Genomic DNA, 22,026 nt, shown 5'->3' with positions numbered 1-22,026 from the left:
TTGTGAACGCGGCACGGTCGGTGAGCGTGGTACGGTCGGTGAGCGTGGCGCAGTCGGTGAACGCGGCACGGTCGGTGAGCGTGGGGCGGTCGATCCGTGACTCGGCGCTTCAAGCGAATCGGGTGAAACCGCTGCGGTCGATGTGGCCGCCGGGTCGTGGGCCCCGCAGGTCAGTCGGACAGCTGCTGCCAGCTCAGCTTCGGATCCCGGGCGGCCGTCGTCTGGTCGATCCGTTTCGCGGCGGTCATTCGTGGCGCCGCCGCGATCGCGTCGTCGTCCTCCTCGCTGACCGCGTTGAACGCGGCGGCAAGCCGGTCGAGCGAGCGCTTGCTCTCGGCCTCCGTCGGCTCGGTCATCAGCGCCTCGTCGACGATCTCGGGCCACTTCGTCGTCGGCGGGTGGACGCCGTTGTCCAGCATCGCCTTGGCGAAGTCCGCGGCGTCGGTCTCGCCGGCGCTCGCCACGAACTCGTGATGGAAGGGTCCGAAGGGAACCTCCAGATCGATCCGCTCGGCCAGGTAGTTCGCGTTGAGCACCGCCTTCGCGCTGGTGTCGACCAGCCCCTCGTCGCCCAGTCGGGAGATGTAGGCGTGCGTCTTGAGGAGCACGAGCCAGTTCCCCATCGACCCGTGTACCTTTCCGATCGATTCGTCCGGATCGACGAGCGTGTACTCGTCGCCGTCCGCTTTGACCTGCGGGCTGGGCAGGAACTTCTCGAGCCCCTCGCGGACGCCGATCGGGCCCGCGCCGGGACCGCCGCCGCCGTGGGGCGTGGCGAACGTCTTGTGGACGTTGAAATGCATCACGTCGAAGCCCATGTCGCCGGGGCGGGCCCGTCCGAGCAGCGCGTTGAGGTTGGCGCCGTCGTAGTACAGCAGGCCGCCGGCGTCGTGGACGATCGTCGCGATCTCCTCGATGTCCCGCTCGAAGAGGCCGAGCGTGTTCGGGTTGGTGAGCATCAGCGCCGCGGTCGAGTCGCCCACCGCCTCCGAGAGGGCGTCGAGGTCGACCCGCCCGTCGTCGTCGGCCGGCAGTTCGACGATGTCGTAGCCGGCCATCGCGGCGCTCGCGAAGTTCGTGCCGTGGGCGCTGGCGGGAACGAGGATCTCCTCGCGCTGATCGCCCTCGCCGTTGTGCTCGTGGTAGGCCTTCGCGACCAGGATCCCGGTCAGCTCGCCGGCCGCCCCGGCCGGCGGCTGCAGCGTGACGGCGCTCATTCCGCCGATCCGGGACAGGTAGTCCTGCAGCTCGTGGTAGACCTGCAGGGTCCCCTGTGCCAGCTCAGGATCGCGGTCCGGATGGACCGCCGCCGCCGGCTGGCCCGCGATGTCCTCGGTGAACTTCGGGTTGTACTTCATCGTACAGGACCCCAGCGGATACGGACCGCTGTCGATCCCGTAGTTCATCTGCGAGAGCCGGGTGTAGTGGCGAACCAGCTCCGGCTCCGAGATCGAGGGTAGCTCGACCTCGTCGCGCGTCAGCTCGTCCGGCAGGTACGTGTCGCTCGGCTCGTGGCGGGTCAGGTCCGTCTCGGACAACAGCGGCTCGTGCCCGTCCGACTCCGTCTCGTCCCACTTCGCCTGTCGATGTCGTTGCATTACGCCATCACCTCCCGTACGTTCTCGAGGAGCGCCTCGGCGTGCTCCTCGTTCGCCTCCGTGATGCAGACCTGTATCGCGTCGTCGCCGCGCTGGTGGACCGCGAACCCGCGGTCGGCGAGCTCCGAGACCACCGCCTCGGCGTCGCCCTCGATTTCGGCCGTGAATTCCCGGAAGTGGTAGGCGTCGTTCGCCGGCGCCGAGACGCCCGGGATCTCGTCGAGCGCGGCTGCGAGCTGGGCCGGCAGGCGGGTACACCGGTCGGCGAGCGCGGTGAGGCCCGCCGGACCCAGATACGCCGCGTGGATCGCGGTCCGCAGCGCCACCCACGCCTGGTTGCTACAGATGTTCGACGTCGCCCGCTCGCGGCGGATGTGCTGTTCACGCGTCTGCAGCGTGAGCGTGTAGGTCCGGTCGCCGTCGGCGTCCTCGCTGGCGCCAACCAGCCGGCCGGGCACCTGGCGCAGGAACTCCTCGCGACAGGCGAACAGCCCGATGCCCATCCCGTAGGCGTTCGGGAGCCCGAGCACGCCGGCGTTCCCGACGACGACGTCGGCGCCGACGTCGGCCGGGTTCTGGAGCAGGGACAACGCCAGGAGGTCCGATCCGAGACAGAACAGGGTCTCCCGGTCGGCGAGCAGGTCCCCGACCGCCCCGAGGTGCTCCTCGATGACGCCGTCGGTGGTCGGGGTCTCGACGTAGACGAGGAGGACGTCCTCCTCGAGGCTCGACTCCAGCGCGTCGGGGTCGACCATTCCGTTCTCGGTCGGGAACTCCCGGATCGAGAGCCCGGGGCCATCGGCGTAGTTTTCGAGCACCGCCCGTCGTTCCGCCCGGAGGTAGTCGGGGACCAGGATCGTCGACCCGTCCGCGGCGCGAACCCGGTCCGCGAGGGTGGCCGCCTCTCCGAGGGCCGTCGCGGCGTCGTACATCGAGCAGTTCGCGACGTCCATCCCGGTGAGCTCCGCCACGAGCGACTGGAACTCGAACAGGACCTGGAGGAACCCCTGCGAGACCTCCGGCTGGTACTGCGTGTACGACGTGATGAACTCCGACCGAAGCGACAGGGAGTCGACGACCGACGGGACGTAATGGGAGTAGTGCCCGCGGCCGAGGAACTCGGCGACGTCCGCGTTGGCGTTCAGCGTCCGATCGAGGCGGCGTCGCACCGCGCGTTCCGACTGCCCGTCGATCCCGAACGTTCCGTCGTATCGAACCGGATCCGGAACGTCGAACAGTTCCTCGACGTCGTCCGCCCCGATGGCGGCCAGCATCTCCGCCACGTCGTCGGCGTCGTGAGGCGTGAACGGACTTCCCGATTCGACCTGCGCCTCGTCCTGCTCGTCGAACGAGAGGCCCGGGTCACGCGTCGTTGGTGTCTGGTTCATGGTTCAGATCTGGTCCTCGTATTCGTCGGCCGTGAGGAGGTGGTCGACGTCCTCGTCCGTGCGGATCTCGACGAGCCAGCCCTCCCCGTGCGGGTCCTCGTTTATCAGTTCCGGCCGGTCGGTGATCGCGTCGTTGACTGCCTCGATCGTCCCCGACACCGGGAGGTAGATGTCCGAGACGGCCTTGATCGACTCGACGACCGCGAACTGGTCGCCCCGGTCGAACGTCTCGTCCTCCCGCGGGAGCTCCGCGAAGACGATGTCGCCGAGCTCGTCCTGTGCGAAGTCGGTGATGCCGACCCGGAGGACGCCCTCCTCGTCGGTGGCCAGTACCCATTCGTGCGATTCCGCGTACCGCCGATCGGTTGGTATCTCGTAGTCCATGGTTAGTCGCCAGTCCCGTCGTCTCCCTCGCTCCCGTCCTCGCCGCCCAGCGAGTCCAGGAACCGTTGGCCGACGATCGTCGCCGGGATCCTCCGGCCGCGGACCTCGACCGCGATCTCGGTGCCGGTCGACGCGTGGTCGGCGTCCACGTAGCCGAGCGCGATCGGCTCCGAGAGCGTCGGACTCATCGTCCCGCTCGTGACGTGGCCGACGTGGTCGTCGTCGCGATACAGTTCGTAGCCGTTCCGCGGCACTCCACGCCCGTTCAGGTGGAACCCGACGATGAGCTCCTCGGGCCCCGTCTCCGCCTGGCCATCCAGCGCGTCCTTGCCGACGAAGTCGTCCTTCGAGTCGTCCACGACGAACCCGAGCTTGGCCTCGAGGGGCGTTCTGGGCTCGGTCTCGGGATCGAAGTCCTGCCCGGACAGCAGGAGACCGGCCTCCAGCCTGAGCGTGTCCCGCGCGCCGAGCCCGCAGGGCTGGACGTCGTCGAACGTCCCCCACAGCTCCTGCGAGCGGTCCGCGTCGAAGAAGACCTCGACGCCGTCCTCGCCGGTGTATCCCGTCCGGGCGACCAGACACTCGACGTCGCCGATCGTCGTCCGGATCATCGAGAAGCGACCGACGTCGGCGATCGAGTCGCGCGCGTGCGCGTCGACGGTCCCGATCGCGTCGGGTCCCTGGATCGCGACGAGTCCCAGGTCCTCGGTCCGGTTCTCGATCGTGACGTCCGCATCGAGCGACGCGGCGTGCGTCGACCAGCGGTCGGTCATCTGCGTCCCGTGGCCGGCGTTGGGCACGAACAGGTACGCGTCCTCGTCCTCGTCCGGGTACCTGTAGATCACCGTGTCGTCGATGATGACGCCGTCCTCGTTCAGGATACACGAGTACTGTGCGTCCCCCGGATCGAGGTCCGTCACGGCGTTGGTCGTCAGGTGGTCCATGACCGCCGTCGCGTCGGGGCCACGGACCTCGACCTCGCCCATGTGGCTGACGTCGAAGATCCCGACGGCGTCCCGGACGGCGGCGTGTTCCGTGCTGATCCCCGCGTACGAGACGGGCATTTCCCACCCGCCGAAGTCGGTGAACTCCGCTCCGGCGTCACGATGTACCTGGTGGAGTGGTGGCGTTCGTAGCGACACGCGTAAAAATCGGCATCGGCCGTATAAAAGCGTTTCCGTGGCTGCGGAGCGTGTTCGGCGTCGTTCGCGTGAGCGACCGCGTTCGGGAGCGGCCATCTTCGGACGCGACCGGTCGTGCGAGTGACCTCCCTCGGAGGCGACCGGTCGTGCAAGTGACCTCCCTCGGAGGCGAACCGCGAGGGACGTGAGTTCGGAAGCGAACGAGGAGAGGGAGCGGCTACTTTTATATTGATACACACATAGTTTCCCAATATGGGAAACAGATCGCGCACGACGTCGAAAACGTCCCTCCTCACGATCGAGGCGATCCGGGACCTCGAGGGCGCGACGCTGTCGGAGATCGCCGACCACGCCGGGATTCCCGTGAGCACGCTTCACACTCACCTTCACACCCTCCGAGAGATGGAGTACGTGGTCCGCGAGGGCGACACCTACCAGCTCGGGATGAAGCTCTTCCACCTCGGCGAGCGGGCGCGGTGGCGCGACGAACGCTACCAGATCGTGAAGGAACTGGCGTGGAACCTGTCGAATCGGGTCGGCGAGGAGGTCAGCTTCGCGATCAAGGAGAACGACCGGATGATCATCCTCTTCGACGAGACGACCACGCCCTCCGACGAGGGGTTTCAGGTCGGCCGGTACTTCGACCTCCATAGTTCGGCATGTGGGAAAGCAACGCTCGCGGAGTTCCCCGAGTCCCGAGTCGACGAGTTCGTCGATCGATACGGGTTGCCGGCCCACACCGACAACACGATCACCGAACGGGAGGCCCTTCACGAGGATCTCGAGGCGATCAGGGAGCGCGGCTATGCCGTCAACGAGCAGGAGGAACTGGAGGGACTGCGGGCCGTGGCGATCGCGATCGAGGAGCCGGACGGCAGCGTGTTCGGGACGCTCGACATCTCCGGACCGCCGTATCGGCTGCCCGATGACGAGGTCGTCGCCGAACGGCTCCGGTCGACGGTCGCGGACGTCGAGGCGGCTCTCGAGGACTACGAGCAGGGGTAACGACGGCTCTCAACCCTGTTTTCCCAACAGCCGAAATGAGGGACGCTCTCGGCGCGGCCTATCCCGAGGCGTGATTCGGCGCCGTTCCTCCCCAGAGAAATTACACGTATATGGTTGTAATAAAATTCCTTCTCCCGGTCCGCGGCGACCGCCGAGCGAACTGAGCCGGGGTGGACGTCCGAACGCGTCCCCGAACCGGAGACGAGCGTCCCGATCGATCTCCGATCGTATGATGGTGATGATGATGATGGTGATGTTTATATGATCTTTCTATATTTATATACTAAATATTATATTCATAGAAGCTCGGCAGTTTCATACAGACGCGGGGGTTGCGGTGCCGATCGACGAACTCGGATCGGCACGGCTCCGCGCCACATCGACGACGTCGAATCCGCCTTCACTTATATAAATCCGTCACACTTGTCGAACGTGGTCGGCGGGGGGATATCGCCGTATTTCGTCGTTTTAGGGCATATAACGTCCCGCCGGAACTGACGTCCGCTGACACGGGTCACGACCTCCTCGGCCGCGATACGGGACCCCTCCGATCGATCTCCATTCGTACCCGCTCGACCGCCGTCCGAATCCGCTCGACTGTCGTCCGTACCCGTTCGACCGCCGTCCGAATCCGATCGGCTGCCGTATTGGATCCAGAATCATAATATTTCCGTCTATTATTTTTATTTGTTATAAGGCGCCAGGTTCAACCACGGTGGCTGCACGGCGCTGCTGTCCGGCCGGTCTTTCGCGAGTCCGCCTTCAGTCCCGGAACCGATCACGAGTGCAGGTTCGATGGCCTGCCTCCGGTTTCGATGGCCTGCTTCCGATTTCGAGGCTGTTTCCGGCTTCGATGCCCGGTTCGGCGGGACGGCCGACGTTCGAGACATGTACCAGACGGCCTATATTCGCACGCGTCGTCGATCCGAACGTGTCGCGGATCGACCTCTACGGTGACGGCTCGGGCACCCGCTCCCGTCTCGTCTGGTTCACGGTTGCGGCGATCACGGGTATCGTCGTGGCCGCCTTCCTCGTCGACGTCGGAACGGCAGCACCCGACCCGGTCGCATACGACCGGACCGTCGGACTCGGCGTCTCCGCGGAAACGGACGCGGTGATGGCCGGCAAGCAGGACGTTCCGAAGGCGCAGGTCTTCTACTCCCAGTTCCAGTACGTCGTCGGATATGCCGGCATCGAGACGATGGTGGCGGATAGCAACGATCCATTGACCCGCCGCCAACTCGGGTATCCGACGGCGATGTACGTGCACACGTACGACGACGCCGCGCCGACGGTCGACGACCGCGGTCGTTTGACGTCGGCCGGATCGCCGGCGTGGACGCCGGCCACTGAGGCGGTATACGTCGCCGGAAGCGGTGCCCGAACCGCCGCCGGGGAAACGGTCGTTCCGTTCGCCGATCGGACTGCTGCCGAGTCGTTCGCGACCGCCGAGGGCGGCACGGTCCTCACGTGGACGGCGCTCCACGGGCGGTCGTTCGACGTCGACACGGCGGCGACCGTTCGAGGGATGGTTCCCCACCGATGGACCGACGCGACCGAGCGGATCGACCGATCGACCGAGCGGACCGATCGTCCGGCGTCCGTCGTCGTGGGCCGGGAGATGGACACGAAGCACGGCGCGGACACCCTCCAGCGGGCGGGGTCGATCCAAGCCGCGATCGACGCCGCGCCGCCGAACACGACGGTCGTCGTTCCCGCAGGAACCTACGAGGAGCGGATAACCATCGAGAAGCCGATCACCCTTGCCGGTCGGGATGCTCGGATCCGCGGGAACGGAACCGGGTCGGTGATCACCGTGCGCTCGGCGAACGTCTCGATCACCGGCGTTCGAGTCTCGGGCACCGGGAACAGGACGCGCGACGACGAGGCGATCAGCCAGCCGCCGGGCACCGAGGACGGCGACGACGAGGAGTGGGACCAGTTCATACGGACCGGATACGGCTACGGGGATGCCGGGATCGTGGCCGACGGCTCCCCGGGACTCGTGGTCGCGAACACGACGATCGAAACCAACGCCAGCGGCATCCTGCTTCGGAAGGGATCCGACGCGGTGATCCGGGACGTTCGCGTGGCCGGCACGGCCGGCTGGGAGCACGGGTTTATGGGCGTCACCGCGTTGAACTCCCGAATCGTCGTCGCCCGGAGCACGTTCACGGGCGGTCGGGACGGCATCTACCTCCACCGGGGCGACGGCTCGGTGATCCGGAACAGCACGTTCCGGAGCTCCCGATACGGGATCCACCTGATGTACACCAGCGACGCGCTGCTCGCCGACAACGTGATCCGCGATCAGGAGTTCGGCGGGATCACGATCATGACGCGTCCCGAGGGGAACGCGATCGTGGGCAACGACGTCCGTCGCACGCCGACCGCGATCCAACCGTCCGGCATCCGGAGTTACGTTGGGTACAACACGCTCGTGGACAACGAACTCGGACTGTCGACGAGCGCCCGTGAATCCGTCTACGAGTACAACGTGATCGCCGACAACGGGATGGGTGCACGGTCGACGACCGTTGTCCCGTCAAGTCTGATCGCACGCAACGACTTCGTCAGGAACGACCGACACGCGTCCGCAGGGTCCGGCCCGTTACGGATCTGGGCGGACGACGAACACGGAAACTACTGGGCGGGTGCGTACGAGTCGCCGTCCTCGTGGATGACCGATCCGGACCACACGGCAGCCCGGACGGCCCCCACGACGTTCGACCGCGCGTATCGACCGAGTTCGTCGGTCGACGCCGCACTTCACCGTGAGCCCGCCGCGACGACGCTCGCGGAGTCCCCGGCCGTCCGTGCGCTCGCCGAGCTCCGCGGGTCGGTCCCCGGTGCCCGAACCGGAAGCGTGATCGATCCGGCACCGGTACGCACGCCACACGCACCCGAGCGGATCGCGCGAGCGACCGACTCGAGCGACCCAACCCACGCAGCGTGGCGGCAGGACCTGCTGAACGAGTCAGGCAACGACGCCACCTCACGCAACGACGCCACCTCACGCAACGACGCCAACTCGACCACAACACGACGGATGGATACGGAGCCGATCATGGAGACACAACCGATGGCTACCACGGGAGTACCGTAGTGACGGACGAACGACCACTCGTACGGGTCGACGACGTCACGCGAACGTACGGCGGCGTGGCGGTCGTGACCGACGTCTCGTTCGACGTCCGTGCCGGCGTGACTGCCGTTATCGGCCCGAACGGCTCCGGCAAATCGACCCTGCTCCGATCGCTTGTCGGTGAAACCACGCCGACCGATGGAACGGTTCGCTATCACGGACCGGATGCCGCCCGCCCGATCGGATACCTTCCACAGCGAGCGTCGTTCCGGGAGTCGTTCACCGCCCGTGAAACGCTCGCGTTCTATGCACGGCTCCTCGGCGAGACGCCGGACGGGTATCTCGAGCGTGTCGGCCTCTCCGATGCAGCCGACCGACCGGTCGAGGCCCTTTCCGGAGGGATGCGACGACTACTGGGAATCGCACAGGCAACGATCGGCGATCCCCCCGTCCTCGTGTTGGACGAGCCGACCAGCGGCCTGGACCCCGGTATGCGTGACCGGATTTTCGAGCTCGCAGGGCAGTACGCCGACACGGGTGTGAACGCGAGCACGAACACCAATGTGAACGCGAGCGCGAGCACGAACGCCAATACCGACCGAAATGCCGCGGTCGTGGTGAGTACCCACGACCTCGACCTGGTGGACCGGTATGCGGACCGCGTGATCTGTCTGCGGCACGGAGCGGTCGCGGCGTCGGGTCCGCTTCCGGAGGTATACGCAGATGCCGGCGTGCACACCGCGGCCGGCCTCTATCGATCGGTCGGAGACGAAGCTGGCACCGATTCCGATCCAGCGACGGATCCTGCGGAGTCGATCCACGTCACGGGGGTGTCCGAACGATGACCGGATCGCATCTGCGAAGTATCGGGGCAGTCCTTCGACGCGAGATCGCGACGATCCGCCGAACGCCAGGCTACTGGATCGCCTCCCTCGGGCTTTTGGCCGTGCTTGTCGGGGTACTTGCGGTCGGCGGGGGTGATGAGACGGGGTTCGTTCCCGCGATCGTGGACCTGTTGCTCCCGACCGAGCTGCTCGTTCCCACGATGGCGGTGGTGCTCGGCCATCGAGCGTTGCTCACCGACGCCGAGGAGCTGGCGGTGATCCGGACGTACCCCGTCTCGATGGTCGACTACGTCTGTGGCGTTGCCGCTGCCCGGGTCGTGGCGTTCGTCGGGATGCTGGTTCCGTTCGCGCTGATCGGCGGCTACGTCTGGCTCACCGCGAGCCCGGACACGACCATCTACGCCACGCACACCGGCGTCGACTCGCCGCTGCTTTTCGTCCGGTTCCTCGCCTTCGTCGTGCTGCTCGGTTTGCCATACCTGTCGGTGTCGATGGTCGTTGGCGCGGTTGCAAGCAGTCGGCGGGGGGCGCTCGCGCTCGCCGCCCTCGTTCTGGTCGGCGGCGTGCTGGGCGGCGATCTCGCGGTGGTGGGCTCGCTCGGGGGTGGCGCCGGCGTCGAATCGCTCCCGGCCCGCGTCGCGATCCCGCCAAACGGGGCGTTCCGAGGGCTCGTCTTTGAACATGTCATCGGGGTCGCGCTCCCTCCGGACGACGGGTTCGTGTCGTCCGCCGCAGCGGTCGGGAGTCTGCTCGGCTGGACGGCGATCGGCGTCGGCGCCTCGATCGCGGTACTGGCGTTCGGCGGCGCCGTCACCGATCGGCTTGAGCGAGTTCGCGGACGAGTGAATTCGATCCGAAGTCGATGACCCGGGAGTCGGTGGCTTGGTAACCCGGGAGTCGGTGGCTTGGTGGCCCGGGCATCGGTGATCTGGATGAGACGCGCAAAAGCGGCTACAGCATCTCGTCGACCGTCCGGAGGAAGCGGTCAACGAGCCGGTCGGAGACGGACGGTGAAACCACGTCCACGAGCTCCGTGGTCCGGTCCGGCCGCGCGAGCGAGACCGTCATCGGTGACTCGGCCGATTTGTCAACGATGTCGTGCTCCGCGAGCGTCGAGAGGTGCCACGAGATGGTGCTCTCGGCGAGATCGAGTTCGGCCGCGAGCTCGGGTGGGCGTTTCGTCCCGTCCGCAGCGAGACGAACGATGATTCCGCGTGCGGTTTCCCGCCGCAGGAAGGCGATCGCTCGTCGCTCCCACGGCTCGAAGGACGGCTCGAAGTAATGGGTTTTTCCGCAGACCGGTTCCTCGACGATCGTCCCCTCACCTTCGAGGCGACGGAGGTGGTACTGGACCTGTCCGGTCGCGAGATCGAGCTCGCGACCGATCCGTCGGAAGTGGAGGCCGGGCGTGGCGTGGACGTGTCGACGGATCCGATCCCTGGTGTCGGACATCGATCGATCGTCGTACGGGGAGCGTGCTTAATCGCGTGTCGGTTTTCATCGCATGGGAATGCCGCGACCGGAATTGGAACAGATGCGAACGCTCGGCATCCGACCGCCATCGCGATTGGAGCGCCTTTGCAGTTCGACCGATGTCCTTCTTATACGGGCGTCCGTATTGTCGGTGTGACTCGCGCAGTACTGGGGCAGACCACGTGGGGCGTCGACGCCGCGATCCCGATCCTCGTGGTCATCCTACTCGCGTCGATCGGAACCGGGGTGCTCTTCCTCGTGAGCGTGGTCGCGTACCGTCGTCGCCGTCGATCCCAGTACGGGCTGATCGCGGTCGCGATCGGCGCGTTGTGGGTTCGATCGGTGGTGGGTGCCGGGACCGTATTCGGGCACGTTCCGATGCCCGTACACCACTTCATCAGCCACTCGCTCGATCTGCTGACCGCCGGGATCGTGCTCTATGCCGTCTATATGTACGCGCCCGGGTCGGTACCCTCCTCCGAGGATCGGTGAGGGCGCCCCAGGTCGGTAACCGCCCCCGAGGGCTGGTGCGGTCGCTGTTCCGGACTCGCAGGATATCCCCGACCGAGGCGGGAGTTCCGGCTTCCCGGACTCGCATTTTGGTGCGTTCGTCGAACGCGCCAGATCGACTATGGGCAGGTGAGACGTCGATGCCGCTATGCGACGACGAACACTGCTGTCGGGGCTCACGGCCGGTGCAACTCTCACAGTGACCGGCTGTCTCGGCTCCGTTCTCGCGGATCGTCCCGAACACGTCGTTCTCGAGCCGCAGTCGGATCAGCAGGCGGACAGCGAGGACCTGTCGTATCCGGCCTACGGTCAGCCGGTGCCTGCCGTCGAAGTTCCCGACCCGCTAACCGGCGACCGGATCGATACCGGAGCCCTCGATCGAACCGCGATCATCACCGCGTTCTTCGCGACCTGTCCCGCCGAATGTGGCGTCCTGCTTCGCCGATTGGCCGACGTGCAGGCGACCGTCGCCGACCGGGGACTGACACGGTCGGTGGTGTTCCTGCCGATCACGTTCGATCCGGAGCGTGACGATGCGACTGCGCTTCGAGACCACGCCCGGAGCGTCGGCGCCGATCTGGAGTCCGGAAACTGGCACTATCTCCGTCCGAACTCGCCCGCCGCCGCCGAACGCGTCGTCGAGGACCGGCTCGGGATCGAGTTCGAACGGGACACGAGCAGCGACCGCGTGGCCGGATACGACTTCGTGCACGCGGTCGTGACGCTGCTCGTGAATCCGAGCGGGGTCGTGGAACGGGCCTACCGCGGCGAGACGATCGACCGCGATCGCGTGGCGAAGGACATTGCGACGGTCGTTGCGGGGACGTCCGACGCGACTGCGGAGTCAGTTACCCACGACTGAAGTCGTGGGCTTCCTCCTTGCATCTCTGTGATCGTCGGAACGACCGCACGTGAAGAACCCGGTGAGCGATGCCCGTGAAGAACCCGGTGAGCGAAGCGCTAGTGGGCCATTCCCGCGCCCGAAAGCGGGTTCCAGAAGGGAAGCATCGGATGCGGCACGTGAATGCCGACCGCCATCAGGCCGTGTGCGAGGAGTACGTATCCAAGCACGACGAAACACACGCCGAGCACGCGGTGCAACCACCGCCGCCGACGGACGCTTACCCCCTGGATCACGGTTCCGTACGCGAACACGGCCGGGATCGTTCCGACGCCCAGTGCAGCGAGCGCGATTCCGCCAGCAGTCGGTGACCCGGCAGCGAACGCATAGAGGTATGCCGGATAAAGGATCGGGCACGGTAACAACCCGTGCAGCCCGCCGAGGAGAGCGATCCCCGGCCCACCAGCGAGACCGTCGATCCGGCTCGTCAACGCGCCGGTGACGCGTTGCACGCCGGGCAGATGGATCCCGGTCGAGACGCGACCCAGCACGTAGGACACGCCGATGGCGATGACGAGAACGCCGATGCCGACGCCGACGACGCCCCGGACCGTGCTCGCCGCGGCAGTGATCTCGTCGACGCCGAGATACACCACGCTGCCGAGCGCACCCATCGCGATGCCAAGCAGGCTGTAGCTTGCTGCTCGCCCGACGTTGAACAGCGCGTGCTGGCGAACCTCGTACAGCGAGAGGTGGTCGCGCCGGGACGTCGGGGTGGTCCGTGAGCCCGGGTCAGTCTGCGCGCCCGGAGCGGTCCGTGAGCCCGGGTCAGTCTGCGCGCCCTGATCCCGTCGCGAGCTCGGTCCGGTGGCCGTCGTCCCGCCGTCGGTTTCGTGCGTGTTTCCCATCCGAGTCGCATAGACCGTGACCAACGGGCCACACATCCCGATGCAATGGGCGCCGCCGAGAAGCCCGATCGTGAAAAACAGGAGGACGTCGACGCCGAGGATCGGCGAGACGCTCATTTCCCGTCCCGGAGTCCCTGTACGAGCGCCCGATCGATGTCGTCGAAGCCGATCGTCCGTCCGCCGTGGTCGTCGACGAACGCCGCGGCCTCGTCCGCCTCGGAGAACGGGTGGAGGCCGGGGCCCATCCCGCCACGGACGTCGCTTTCGACCACGTAGGTGAGCGTGGTCGCATCGGCGAACGTTTCGGGTGCCGTGGGTGAGGGCATCGTCGGACCGCTCTCCCGGTCCTCGATCGTCCAGTCGACGGCCGAGAAGTCGGTCACGTAGATGGCCTCGGTCTCCCACCCACGATCGAGCCGGTCGAAGTGAAACGGAAACAGACTGGACACGAGCGTGTGAAACCAGAACGGCCCTCCCTCGCGATCCTCCGGAGCGTGCTTCGCGTAGTATAGCTGTCCGTTCGCACCCCCGTGGGGACCGATCTCCATTCCGTGGTCGTCGTCGAACTTTCCGCCCGAGAGATCAACCGGCTCCGGCGTTGCGTTTTCCGAACCGGCGGAGAGCCGGCCGAGACATCCCGCCGTCGATCCGAATCCGCCCAGCACCGCGGAGGCCGTGAGAAACTGTCGACGGTTCACGATCTCCCTTTATACCCGCATTACAAGCCGATTCTGGTGCGATCGTCGAACCGACGACGCGTCACCACCCACCGTTTTCTTGCAACGTGGTGTCGAAAATGTTACCAATAGCACATTTCCGCCGGGTGATATATACCTCGAGGACCGAAACGAGTACGTATGGTACTCGGATCGATCGTCAGTTTCGTCGTCGCATTGCTCGTGGGCGGACTCGCCATCTACGTCGGCGCGCGGGTCATCGCGGACGTCGACGACTACTCACACGCCGTGATCACCGCCCTGATCGGCGCGGTCGCGTGGGCGCTCGTCTCATGGGTTCCCCTCATCGGTCCGCTGGTCGCGCTGGTCGTCTGGATCGGCGTCATCAACTGGCGCTATCCCGGTGGGTGGGGGCAGGCCGCGGTCATCGGACTCGTCGCCTGGGTCGCCGCGCTGGTCATCCTGATCGTGCTCAACGGCCTGCTCAGTTTGGGGATCGGCGCGTTCGGCGTGCCCGGGGCCTAGGGGTCGATTCCCCGCGTCTAGCGGTCGCTTTCCGACGTCCAGGCACCCCATCTGGCGGTGCACCTGAGCCATAGTTTATATTCGAGACCGACACAACCCGTCTCGATGCGTTCACCATCCAGCCACGACGGCTCCGTCCACGACCGACTTCAGCGCTACTTCGTCGTCTCCACGCTCCGGTGTCACGACTGCGGCGAGCTCCACGAACGCGTCCGCGCCGACGGCGAGACGTACACGGCCGCGGACTTCGCGATCGACTCGCTCGCGGAGTGGCGGCTCGAGATGGACAAGGAGGAGGCGTGGATCCGAAACAACCGGTCGGCCGTCCGGAACGCGCTCGTGGACTTCGAGGACGACTGGCCAGAGACGGTCGCGGCGGTCCGTGATCGGTTCCTCGAGTGAGGCTCCGGACGCCGATCGACCACCACGTTCGACCGCCGATCGAACACAACAGCTATACCCCAGTGCCCGCGAGTGACACCGACTCGAATGTCGAACCCGCCAGACGAACCGCCCCGCGATCCGCGCTCCCCCTCCCGTCGCCGGTATCTCGCCGGCGTCGCCGCCGCGGCGGCGACCGGCGCGGCCGGCTGTCTCGGCGGCTGGGGCCATACGACCCTCGACCGATCGCAGGCCGACTTCGATCCCGAGCCGCTCCCGGGCGACCGAACGTATCCCGACGATCCGGACGTGACGATGTTCCGGCGCGGGCTGCGCCGGCTGGGATATTATCCGGACGCGACCGTCCCCGACGCGGTCACGGTCAACTGGCAGTTCCCGGTGAACTACATCGGCCACACCGCCGCGAAGGCGAGCCCGCGACCCGCGCCCGACGACGAGACGATCGTGATCCCGGGCGATACGGGGCTCGTTCACGCGGTCGGCCCGAAGGGCCGCCACCGGTGGACCCAGCGGACCGGCGCCACCTCGCTCGGGATCCACGGCACCGCGGCGATCGTCGACGGGATCGCCTACATCGGCGGCTACGACGGGGACCTGTACGCCTTCGACGTCGAGACCGGCAAACAGGTCTGGCGCACCTCGCGGATGGCCTTCGACGGCGCGATCGCGATCGGTTCGAGCCCGGCCTACTGGGACGGGGTCCTCTACGTCGTCGTGGAGTACAACAACCCGCCGGCCGGGACGCTGTGGGCGGTCGACGCCGACACCGGCCGGCCGCTCTGGAGCGACGACCGGCTGTGGGGAATGCCCCATCCCTCGGTCTCGATCGACCCCGAGTACGAGCGGCTGATCACGGCCTCGAACGACGGCGTCTGCTACTGCTGGAAGTTCCCCTCGTTGGAGTTCGAGTGGTCCTTCCAGACCGGCGCGGAGATCAAGGGCACGATCCCGCAGTACGAGGGCCGCGCGTTCGTGGGGTCCTGGGACGGCCACTTCTACTGTCTCGACACCGACGCCGGCGAGGAGCTGTGGTCCTTCGAGACCGGCCAGATAATCATGTCCAACCCCGGCGTCGATCCCGAGACCGGGATCGTGTACATGGGGAACGACGACGAGTACGTCTACGCCCTGGACATGGAGACCGGCGACGTGGTCTGGTCGCGGGACGTCGGGGGTCACGTCATCGGATCGCTGACGGTCACGTCCGACGCGGTGCTCGTCGGGTCGTACGACCGGAACCTCTACGCCCTCGAGAAGGACACCGGCGAGGTTCGGTGGACGGTCCCGAACAACGGCCACGTCACGAGCGCCGCGGTGCCCCACGACGGCCGGATCTACTACGCCGAGCGCGCCGACATCACCGGCTACTGGAACGACGACGAGCCCACGACCGTCCGGACGCCCGGGCACGCCTACTGTCTCGTCGACGATTCCTGACCCACCTCGACCAGTGTGCCGGAGCGTCGATCGATCGACGAAAGGCGTATACCCACGGCGGAAAAACGCGGGGTATGGACGGATACATCGTCGACATAGAGAACGACGAACTGCTCTCCCCGATCGTCGTGATCGCGACGATCGTGCTCCTCGGCGTCTTCGTTCTCGGCTTCCTGTATCGGGCAGCGCTGTTCGTGCTATAGCCGGAACCGCGTCGTCCGCCGTTGCCAGACCGTAGCGCCATCCAGCCGTGACGTCATCCAGCCGTGACGCCATCCGGCCGTGACGTCATCCGGCCGTGACGCCATCCAGCCGTGACGTCCAAGTGCCGACTCGGCGTTCCCCTCGCGTGTCGATCCGACGTGCCCGCCGGCTAGCCCACCAGTTGCTCACGAACCCGACCAGCGGCGGCCAGCGTGGCCTCGTGTGCGGCCACGAGCACCGCGACCGCGACCACGATCGTTGCGGCGGCCCGCGGCGTCGACAACAGTCCGAGCGAGACGATGAGCGTCGTCGCACACGCCGGCGCGTGGTTCGTGTCGGTGGCGATCATCGCCCAGCTCGTGGCCGCGATCGAGACCGTCCCCGACGCCGCGAGCCGGAGGCCGTCGAGGGAGGCCGGGGCCGGCGACTCGACGAGGGTCACGCCGGCGGCAAGCAGGAGGTAGGCCGCCAGCCCCGCGACCGCGCCGATCAGGTGGCTGCCGATCACGCGCCGGGCTCGGTCGCGCCCGCCGTGGCGGTCGAAGGCCAAGATGAACGCCGAGGGGCCGAGGCTCGGGAAGATGAACGGCTGCCCGGTGACCCACGCGACGCTCCCGAGGACGGTGAACAGGAGGCTGGCGTACAGGCTCGTGTACACGCGACGTCTGACCACGGACGGGGTTGCCGCGCCGGCTCATTAACCCGACCGATCTCACAGCATCGCCCCCACAGCATCGCCCTCACGGCGCCAGCAGGAGCCCGGCCACCGCGACCGTGATGAACACGAGTTTCATCGCGGTGTTGACCGCGATCACCTTCGCGCCGAACTCGGGGCCCCAGATCCCGAACTGGAAGGGGATGGACCGCTTGAACGTCGAGACCGCGAAGGAGACGATCCCGCCGAGCAGCATCGTGATCACTGCGGTCCGCGGGGTGAAGGTCTCGCCGATGAGCGGCGCGATCGCCACCGCCCCGGCGGTGGTGTCCAGCGAGTAGACGGCCACGATTGCCACCGACGCGCCGGGAAGCCCGAGCGCCGCCGTCAGGGGTTCGGCCACGCCGGTCAGCGCCTCGACGTCGACGTGGGTGATGAGCGCGATCACGAGCGTGTAGACGACGGCCAACCGGGGCACGATCCGCCGGAGCGTGCCGGCGGTCTTTCCGGCCGCTTCACGCGCTCGGTCACGGGGTGAATCGGACGAGTCGTCGGCGGCTCCCGATGCGTCGTTTCCGGTCGCATCGCCCTCGTGGCCGGTCTCGAGGTCCGCGAGCGCCGACCGGTCGACGTTCCGAGAGGAGAGGACGAGCCCGCCGATGACCACGCCGGCGATCGTGATCGCCATCGAGATCCCGGCGCGGATCGAGACGTAGAGGACGCCCGTGTGAAACCCGAGTATCGGGATCAAAACGGGCACGTAGTAGGTGAAGACGTGCTGTACGAACCCGAAGAACGTGTTTATCATCACGGCGACGATCGTCGCGCGGTCGTCGAGCAACCCCGACTCGCGGTACTCGGCGAGCGTGGCGTAGCCGGCGGTCGTCGACGCCGCCGTCGTCAGGATCGCGGTGCCGACCTCGTCCGGAAGGTTGGCGGGTCGGGTGAGGTAGCCCGCCACTCCGGCGATGTACCGGATCAACCCGAACGAGACGACCAGATTGGCGATGAAGACGCCGAGCGCGATGAAGACGGTGATGCGGGCCAGTCGCGGAAGGACCTCCCGGAGGAGCGCGACCGTCCCGGCAACGATCGCGCTCGTCGGGGGGATCTGGGCCCCTAGGCTCGCCTGGAGCGCGAGCACCGTCCGTGGAAGCTCGACCATCGACTGGTGAACCGTCCAGAGGGCCGGGTCGATGGTCGCGGCTCCGAACACGGTCTCCCTTCGCCATCGGTCGTCAAAGGTGCATCGGACCGGTTCGCTCGTCCGGCTTGCCGGTCCGACGTCGAACTCGCCGATCGAGCTGCCGGCCCGGCGTCCGACCCGACCCGACCCGACCCGACCCGGCGTCCGACCGGCCCCATCACTCCTCGAAGCCGCCTTCCCACCGGAAGATCCCGTTTCGCTGGATCACCTCGCCGTCGATCGCGATCGACGCGTTCGTGGTGACGTCCGCGATCAGGTCGACGTGGACCGCCGAGTCGTTGCCGGACTCGCCCTCGGGAAGGCAGGCGTCGTAGGCGCGGCCGAGCGCGAGGTGGACGGTACCGGCCATCTTCTCGTCGAAGAGGATCGAGTCGGTGAACCGGTCGATCCCGCGGTTCATCCCGATCCCGAGCTCGCCGAACCGCCGGGCGCCCGCGTCGGTCTCGAGGATCGACGCGAGCGCGTCCTCGTTCGTGGCCGCCGCGAAATCCACGACCTCGCCGTCGTCGACTTCGAGGCGAACGTCCCGAACGCGACGCCCGGAGATGGTCATCGGCACGTCGAAATGGATCTCCCCCGTGGCGGTCGCCGGCGCGGTGAACACCTCGCCGGAGGGGAGGTTGTGGGAGTCGTAGGCCACGGAGGCCGCGGAGTTGACCGCGGTCCGGTTCTCGATCCCGACGGTCAGGTCCGTCGTCGGGCGGTCCTCGCGGTCGATCCGGATCCGCACCTCCGAGCCGGCATCGAGGAGCTGCTTGAGTCGGTCCATCTCCGCGGCGAGCGCCTCCCAGTCGCGCAGGACCGCGCCGTAGACGAACTCGCGATACGCCTCGATCGACATCCCTGCCTGTTGGGCGAGGCTCCGCGTCGGGTGGACCGTGGAGACCCAGTCGGCGTCCATCCGTGCCTCCCGGATCCCGGTCCGTGAGCGGGCGTGGGCCCGACGCGTCTCGGGATCGACGTCAGCGGTCGCCATCGTGTTTCGCCCGCCGCCGAGCCGGAGGTACGCGTCCGCCGCTTCGAACAGCGCGAGCGAGTGGGCGGGATCCGTCTCGAACGGTTCGTCGGCGTCCTCGCGTCCCTTTAAATACGCCCGGGATAGCTCGCCGGAGCCGTACGTCACCTCGACGTTCGCCCCGCGCTCGCCGAGCGCCTCGACGACCGCGACGGCCAGCTCGTGTGCTCCCTCGTCGACGTCGACGATCACGTCGTCGCCGGCCGCGATCCGCGCGCTCCAATCGACGAGCGTCTCCGCGTGCTCGCGTACGCGTGGGTCCATCACTCTCGTCGTCGGCTCGCGGGGACAAAAACCGTCGCTTCGGTCGGCCGGTTCGGTGGGCACGGTCCCCGGCGTCGACGACCGACTGCCTTCAAGGCCCGGCGGACCGCATCGACGGTATGGACCGGATCTACGCCCCCTGGCGGATCGAGTGGGTCGAACGCGACCGGGACCCGATCGACGGCTGCCCCTTCTGCGTCCTGCCCGAACGCGACGACGACGTCGACGCCCGGATCGTCGCCCGCGGCGACCACAACTTCGTTCTTTTAAATAACGCACCCTACAATCCGGGCCACGCGATGGTGATCCCGTACGGCCACGTCGCCGAGTGGGGCGCGCTCGCGGACGACGTGATGCTCGAACACGGCCGGCTCAAGGCGGCGACGATCGCGGCGCTGGAGGCCGCCTCGGGGCCGGACGGGGTCAACACCGGGATGAACCTGGGCGGGTCGGCCGCCGGCGGCTCGATCGACGACCACATCCACACCCACGTGGTTCCGCGGTGGGACGGCGACACGAACTTCATGCCGGTGGTGAGCGACGCCAAGGTGATCGTCGAGGCGGTCGATCGGACCTACGAGCACCTCCACGCGGCGTTCGGCGAACTGGAGTCCGCGGTCGCGGTCCCGGCGATCGACGGCGATGACGGGGACGCCGGCGATACCGCCGGCGCGGTCAGGCTGTCCTTCTGATCGCCCCGCTCCGACCGCGGAGACTTTTGGGCCGCCGGCCGAAGGACTCGCCGATGACGGATCCCGATCTCCCGACGCCGGTGCTCGACAACCACCTCCATTTGGATCCGCGACACGGTCGCGGGATGGACGCGGTCAGGGACTTTCGGACCCTCGGCGGCACGCACCTGCTCGTGGTCAACAAGCCGTCCTGGCACCTCGGCGTCGAGGCCGACGAGCCGGCCGACTTCCGGACGGTCTTCGAGGAGACGATCGACGTCGTCGCCGCGGCGGACGAGCTGCTCGACGGCGGCGCCTGGCCCGTCCTCGGCGTCCATCCGGGCCTGATCAGCCGGCTGGTGGACGAGCGCGACTTCTCGCCCGACGAGGCTCGCGAGCTGATGCAGGGCGGGCTCTCCGTGGCGGCCGAGTACGTCGCCGACGGCGACGCGCTCGCCCTCAAGTCGGGGCGGCCACACTACGAGGTGACCGACGCCGCGTGGGACGCCTCGAACGCGGTCACGAAACACGCCTTCACGCTCGGCGCGGAGCACGACTGCGCGGTCCAGCTGCACACGGAGGCCAGCGAGGACCTCTCGGAGCTGGCCGACTGGGCCGCCGAGCGCGGGCTCGATCCGGAGCGCGTGGTCAAACACTACGCTGCCGGTCGGCTCCGCGGACCGACCCCGAGCGTGATGAGCGAGCGCGACCGGCTCGAGCGCGCGGCCGAGCGCGGCGATCCCTTCCTGATGGAGACCGACTTCGTCGACGATCCCGACAAGCCGGGCGCGGTCCTCGGCCCGAAGACCGTCCCGCGGCGCGTTCGCTGGCTGCTCGAGGAGGGCTACGATGACGCCGTCCGGATCGCTCACGTCGAGACGCCGAAACGAGTCTACGGGATCGACACCGAGACGACGCTCGAGCGGTAGGGACGCCTCGAGCGGTAGGGACGCCTCGAGCGCGTCGTCGCGAGGATCACTCCCAGGCGTGTCCGCCGGTCGCGACGATCCGGATCCGGGTCGCCAACAGCCACGCGATCGGAGCGATCGTCAACGCGACGGCGCCCGCGGCCGCGACCTGGAGCACGGTCGTCGTGAACCACGGCATTGAGCCCGCGTACGGCAGCGACGTGTGCGTGACCTGTCCGCCGAGCGGGACGAAGTAATCGAACAGCAGGTCGACCGTGTACCACGCCGCGGCGATCGCGATCGCGTGCAGCGGGAACCCCGAGATCCGGTGAAGGACGAACGCCTGGACGGCCATCGCGATGTGGCTCCAGAACAGAAAGAGGTACATCGGCACCGCGGTGAACTCGAGGAATCCCGGCGCGAACGCAACCAACACGTACGGGGTCCACAGGCCGAGCTTGATGTTTCCGACGAACGCCAGCGACGCGAGGGTGTCGTTCGGTCGGCCGATCGCCCACGCCGCGAGCGCGAGCGCGATGAACAGCGTGGCGCCGGGGCTGTCCGGGACGAAGATCCACCACCGGGGTGCGATCTGCTCGAACTGGAACCGGTAGTACCAGAACCCGAAGGCGGTCCCGACGAGGTTGATCGCGACGATGATCCAAACCAGCCGGAGCGCGACCGTCTCGAGTCGCGCCGGGAGGGGCGCAGCCCACCGCGGGAGCGGCAGTCGATCCGGCTGGTCCCGCGGTGCCCCCCGTTCCCGGCTCGGTTCGGGAGGGGCGGCCGAGTCGGTCGATTCGACGGTGGACCCGCGTGCCATAGTCGTGGGTCGTCGCCGCCTCACAAAGCGGTGGCGGTCCCGGACGATTCGGTCACCGC

23 protein-coding genes are annotated in these 22,026 nt (G+C 67.5%); 12 read left to right on the top strand and 11 right to left on the bottom strand.

Translation table 11 applies throughout. The features are described 5' to 3' along the window. Positions 1–170 precede the first annotated feature (170 nt). The 4 genes from gcvPB to gcvT form a co-directional block, all read right to left on the bottom strand. Positions 171–1,598: an aminomethyl-transferring glycine dehydrogenase subunit GcvPB gene (gene gcvPB / locus CPZ00_RS03150; protein ID WP_096389583.1), complete on the bottom strand. Its 1,428-nt coding sequence runs from the start codon at positions 1,596–1,598 to the stop codon at positions 171–173. Beyond that, positions 1,598–2,872, bottom strand: a complete 1,275-nt coding sequence (gene gcvPA, locus CPZ00_RS03145; RefSeq protein WP_233255157.1) for an aminomethyl-transferring glycine dehydrogenase subunit GcvPA — start codon at positions 2,870–2,872, stop codon at positions 1,598–1,600. Before gcvPA ends, gcvPB begins: the two co-directional genes overlap by 1 nt. Positions 2,873–2,989: 117 nt before the next feature. Beyond that, positions 2,990–3,370 (bottom strand): glycine cleavage system protein GcvH, encoded by a 381-nt coding sequence (gene gcvH, locus CPZ00_RS03140; RefSeq protein WP_096389579.1) that lies wholly within the window; start codon positions 3,368–3,370, stop codon positions 2,990–2,992. Between the two features lie 2 nt (positions 3,371–3,372). Then, a complete protein-coding gene (gene gcvT, locus CPZ00_RS03135; RefSeq protein ID WP_096389577.1) occupies positions 3,373–4,512 on the bottom strand; it encodes a glycine cleavage system aminomethyltransferase GcvT in 1,140 nt (379 codons plus the stop codon). A gap of 252 nt (positions 4,513–4,764) precedes the next feature. Here gcvT and CPZ00_RS03130 point away from each other — a divergent pair, with 252 nt between their 5' ends. The 4 genes from CPZ00_RS03130 (at position 4,765) to CPZ00_RS03115 (ending at position 10,313) form a co-directional block, all read left to right on the top strand. Beyond that, the gene (locus tag CPZ00_RS03130) at positions 4,765–5,517 is read left to right on the top strand and encodes an IclR family transcriptional regulator (RefSeq protein ID WP_096389575.1); all 753 of its coding nucleotides are present in this window, start codon (positions 4,765–4,767) and stop codon (positions 5,515–5,517) included. 931 nt (positions 5,518–6,448) lie between these two features. Next, positions 6,449–8,623 (top strand): NosD domain-containing protein, encoded by a 2,175-nt coding sequence (locus CPZ00_RS03125; protein WP_172861759.1) that lies wholly within the window; start codon positions 6,449–6,451, stop codon positions 8,621–8,623. Next, the gene (locus CPZ00_RS03120) at positions 8,623–9,447 is read left to right on the top strand and encodes an ABC transporter ATP-binding protein (protein ID WP_096389571.1); all 825 of its coding nucleotides are present in this window, start codon (positions 8,623–8,625) and stop codon (positions 9,445–9,447) included. The genes CPZ00_RS03125 and CPZ00_RS03120 overlap by 1 nt, the downstream gene beginning before the upstream one ends. Further along, the gene (locus CPZ00_RS03115) at positions 9,444–10,313 is read left to right on the top strand and encodes a copper ABC transporter permease (RefSeq protein WP_096389570.1); all 870 of its coding nucleotides are present in this window, start codon (positions 9,444–9,446) and stop codon (positions 10,311–10,313) included. Before CPZ00_RS03120 ends, CPZ00_RS03115 begins: the two co-directional genes overlap by 4 nt. An 85-nt stretch (positions 10,314–10,398) precedes the next feature. Here CPZ00_RS03115 and CPZ00_RS03110 read toward each other — a convergent pair whose 3' ends face one another. Next, positions 10,399–10,899, bottom strand: coding sequence for a winged helix-turn-helix transcriptional regulator (locus tag CPZ00_RS03110; protein ID WP_096389568.1), 501 nt, complete (start codon positions 10,897–10,899; stop codon positions 10,399–10,401). A 189-nt stretch (positions 10,900–11,088) separates the two neighbouring features. On the opposite strand from CPZ00_RS03110, the gene CPZ00_RS03105 reads away from it, so the two are divergent. Next, the gene (locus CPZ00_RS03105; RefSeq protein WP_394338433.1) at positions 11,089–11,412 is read left to right on the top strand and encodes a DUF7471 family protein; all 324 of its coding nucleotides are present in this window, start codon (positions 11,089–11,091) and stop codon (positions 11,410–11,412) included. Between the two features lie 166 nt (positions 11,413–11,578). Continuing rightward, on the top strand, positions 11,579–12,292 hold the full coding sequence (locus tag CPZ00_RS03100; RefSeq protein WP_096389566.1) for an SCO family protein: 714 nt from the start codon (positions 11,579–11,581) through the stop codon (positions 12,290–12,292). Between the two features lie 98 nt (positions 12,293–12,390). Here CPZ00_RS03100 and CPZ00_RS03095 read toward each other — a convergent pair whose 3' ends face one another. Continuing rightward, the gene (locus CPZ00_RS03095; RefSeq protein WP_096389564.1) at positions 12,391–13,296 is read right to left on the bottom strand and encodes a sulfite exporter TauE/SafE family protein; all 906 of its coding nucleotides are present in this window, start codon (positions 13,294–13,296) and stop codon (positions 12,391–12,393) included. After that, the gene (locus tag CPZ00_RS03090) at positions 13,293–13,877 is read right to left on the bottom strand and encodes a nitrous oxide reductase accessory protein NosL (RefSeq protein WP_096389563.1); all 585 of its coding nucleotides are present in this window, start codon (positions 13,875–13,877) and stop codon (positions 13,293–13,295) included. Before CPZ00_RS03090 ends, CPZ00_RS03095 begins: the two co-directional genes overlap by 4 nt. Positions 13,878–14,036: 159 nt before the next feature. Between CPZ00_RS03090 and CPZ00_RS03085 the strand changes: the two genes are divergently transcribed. The 4 genes from CPZ00_RS03085 to CPZ00_RS16005 all read left to right on the top strand — a co-directional run bounded on the left by CPZ00_RS03085 (position 14,037) and on the right by CPZ00_RS16005 (position 16,423). Continuing rightward, positions 14,037–14,381 (top strand): hypothetical protein, encoded by a 345-nt coding sequence (locus CPZ00_RS03085; protein WP_096389561.1) that lies wholly within the window; start codon positions 14,037–14,039, stop codon positions 14,379–14,381. A gap of 105 nt (positions 14,382–14,486) precedes the next feature. After that, complete coding sequence (locus CPZ00_RS03080) at positions 14,487–14,783, top strand: hypothetical protein (RefSeq protein ID WP_096389559.1); 297 nt, start codon at positions 14,487–14,489, stop codon at positions 14,781–14,783. Between the two features lie 87 nt (positions 14,784–14,870). After that, positions 14,871–16,220, top strand: coding sequence for an outer membrane protein assembly factor BamB family protein (locus CPZ00_RS03075; protein WP_096389557.1), 1,350 nt, complete (start codon positions 14,871–14,873; stop codon positions 16,218–16,220). Between the two features lie 74 nt (positions 16,221–16,294). Then, positions 16,295–16,423, top strand: a complete 129-nt coding sequence (locus CPZ00_RS16005) for a hypothetical protein (protein WP_269845486.1) — start codon at positions 16,295–16,297, stop codon at positions 16,421–16,423. Positions 16,424–16,593: 170 nt separating this feature from the next. Here CPZ00_RS16005 and CPZ00_RS03070 read toward each other — a convergent pair whose 3' ends face one another. The 3 genes from CPZ00_RS03070 to CPZ00_RS03060 form a co-directional block, all read right to left on the bottom strand. Then, positions 16,594–17,097, bottom strand: a complete 504-nt coding sequence (locus CPZ00_RS03070; protein WP_096389555.1) for an HPP family protein — start codon at positions 17,095–17,097, stop codon at positions 16,594–16,596. 67 nt (positions 17,098–17,164) lie between these two features. After that, positions 17,165–18,295 (bottom strand): nucleoside recognition protein, encoded by a 1,131-nt coding sequence (locus CPZ00_RS03065; RefSeq protein WP_233255125.1) that lies wholly within the window; start codon positions 18,293–18,295, stop codon positions 17,165–17,167. 148 nt (positions 18,296–18,443) lie between these two features. Further along, complete coding sequence (locus CPZ00_RS03060; protein WP_096389554.1) at positions 18,444–19,565, bottom strand: aminopeptidase; 1,122 nt, start codon at positions 19,563–19,565, stop codon at positions 18,444–18,446. Between the two features lie 119 nt (positions 19,566–19,684). Between CPZ00_RS03060 and CPZ00_RS03055 the strand changes: the two genes are divergently transcribed. Then, on the top strand, positions 19,685–20,257 hold the full coding sequence (locus CPZ00_RS03055; protein WP_096389552.1) for an HIT family protein: 573 nt from the start codon (positions 19,685–19,687) through the stop codon (positions 20,255–20,257). A gap of 53 nt (positions 20,258–20,310) precedes the next feature. Beyond that, positions 20,311–21,165 carry a TatD family hydrolase gene (locus CPZ00_RS03050; protein WP_096389550.1) on the top strand — a complete coding sequence of 285 codons (855 nt, stop codon included), beginning with the start codon at positions 20,311–20,313 and terminating at the stop codon, positions 21,163–21,165. A gap of 46 nt (positions 21,166–21,211) precedes the next feature. Here the strand turns inward: CPZ00_RS03050 and CPZ00_RS03045 are convergent, their stop codons facing one another. Continuing rightward, positions 21,212–21,967 carry a DUF1405 domain-containing protein gene (locus tag CPZ00_RS03045; protein ID WP_096389549.1) on the bottom strand — a complete coding sequence of 252 codons (756 nt, stop codon included), beginning with the start codon at positions 21,965–21,967 and terminating at the stop codon, positions 21,212–21,214. Between the last annotated feature and the right edge of the window lie 59 nt (positions 21,968–22,026).

This window comes from Halopenitus persicus (assembly GCF_002355635.1).
GTDB classification, from domain to species: domain Archaea; phylum Halobacteriota; class Halobacteria; order Halobacteriales; family Haloferacaceae; genus Halopenitus; species Halopenitus persicus_A.
Note: the sequence above shows the minus strand (reverse complement) of the source record. Positions and strands in the feature narration are given on the sequence as shown.

Excerpts from the sequence above, each read along its gene's own strand:
- gcvPB (WP_096389583.1), bottom strand. The coding sequence starts at position 1,598 with ATGCAACGACATCGACAGGCGAAGTGGGACGAGACGGAGTCGGACGGG.
- CPZ00_RS03075 (WP_096389557.1), top strand. The coding sequence starts at position 14,871 with ATGTCGAACCCGCCAGACGAACCGCCCCGCGATCCGCGCTCCCCCTCC.
- CPZ00_RS03130 (WP_096389575.1), top strand. The coding sequence starts at position 4,765 with ATGGGAAACAGATCGCGCACGACGTCGAAAACGTCCCTCCTCACGATC.
- gcvH (WP_096389579.1), bottom strand. The coding sequence starts at position 3,370 with ATGGACTACGAGATACCAACCGATCGGCGGTACGCGGAATCGCACGAA.
- CPZ00_RS16005 (WP_269845486.1), top strand. The coding sequence starts at position 16,295 with ATGGACGGATACATCGTCGACATAGAGAACGACGAACTGCTCTCCCCG.
- CPZ00_RS03095 (WP_096389564.1), bottom strand. The coding sequence starts at position 13,296 with ATGAGCGTCTCGCCGATCCTCGGCGTCGACGTCCTCCTGTTTTTCACG.
- CPZ00_RS03045 (WP_096389549.1), bottom strand. The coding sequence starts at position 21,967 with ATGGCACGCGGGTCCACCGTCGAATCGACCGACTCGGCCGCCCCTCCC.
- CPZ00_RS03115 (WP_096389570.1), top strand. The coding sequence starts at position 9,444 with ATGACCGGATCGCATCTGCGAAGTATCGGGGCAGTCCTTCGACGCGAG.
- CPZ00_RS03080 (WP_096389559.1), top strand. The coding sequence starts at position 14,487 with ATGCGTTCACCATCCAGCCACGACGGCTCCGTCCACGACCGACTTCAG.
- CPZ00_RS03110 (WP_096389568.1), bottom strand. The coding sequence starts at position 10,899 with ATGTCCGACACCAGGGATCGGATCCGTCGACACGTCCACGCCACGCCC.
- CPZ00_RS03100 (WP_096389566.1), top strand. The coding sequence starts at position 11,579 with ATGCGACGACGAACACTGCTGTCGGGGCTCACGGCCGGTGCAACTCTC.
- CPZ00_RS03050 (WP_096389550.1), top strand. The coding sequence starts at position 20,311 with ATGACGGATCCCGATCTCCCGACGCCGGTGCTCGACAACCACCTCCAT.
- CPZ00_RS03085 (WP_096389561.1), top strand. The coding sequence starts at position 14,037 with ATGGTACTCGGATCGATCGTCAGTTTCGTCGTCGCATTGCTCGTGGGC.
- CPZ00_RS03060 (WP_096389554.1), bottom strand. The coding sequence starts at position 19,565 with ATGGACCCACGCGTACGCGAGCACGCGGAGACGCTCGTCGATTGGAGC.
- CPZ00_RS03055 (WP_096389552.1), top strand. The coding sequence starts at position 19,685 with ATGGACCGGATCTACGCCCCCTGGCGGATCGAGTGGGTCGAACGCGAC.
- gcvPA (WP_233255157.1), bottom strand. The coding sequence starts at position 2,872 with ATGCTGGCCGCCATCGGGGCGGACGACGTCGAGGAACTGTTCGACGTT.